This is a genomic window from Mesorhizobium sp. M1E.F.Ca.ET.041.01.1.1 (genome assembly GCF_003997355.1).
In the GTDB taxonomy this organism is placed as follows: Bacteria; Pseudomonadota; Alphaproteobacteria; order Rhizobiales; family Rhizobiaceae; genus Mesorhizobium.
The window spans coordinates 1-527 of sequence record NZ_RZSL01001229.1; the positions used below are offsets into that span (position 1 = coordinate 1).

Below are 527 nucleotides of genomic sequence, written 5' to 3' on the forward strand. Positions count from 1 at the left end.
AAGCGGACCTCAATGCCGAACGGCTGATCACCGCCAGGCTGCGCGAGCGTTATCCTTCGGCGATGATCGTCGGCGAGGAGGCCTGCTCCGACAATCCGGCCTTGCTCGCCGGTCTGGGCGATGCCGAGCTTGCCTTCGTCATCGATCCGGTCGACGGCACCTTCAATTTCGCCTCCGGCGTACCGCTGTTCGGCGTCATGCTGGGCGTCGTCGTCAATGGCGAGACGGTCGTCGGCATCATCCACGACCCCATCGGCAAGGACTGGCTATTCGGCGCCAAGGGCGCGGGCAGCCATATCCGCCATGCGCATGGCGCGCTGGAAAAGGTGCGGGTTGCGGCGCCCGTGCCGATCTCGCAGATGACGGGCGCGGTCTCGTGGCAGTATCTGAAGGAACCGGAGCGTTCGCGGCTCGCCCGCAACCAGACCAAGGCGCTGTCGCAGTTCGGCTATCGCTGCGCGGCGCATGAATACCGGCTGCTGGCGAGCGGCCATGCGCATTTCGTCGTCTACAACAAGCTGATGCCC

Annotated in this window: 1 protein-coding gene; it reads left to right on the forward strand. The window is 65.5% G+C overall.

Annotated features, from left to right (window positions below):
• The coding region (locus EOA38_RS38525) for an inositol monophosphatase (RefSeq protein WP_145966367.1) at positions 1–527 on the forward strand (527 nt) is incomplete at both ends.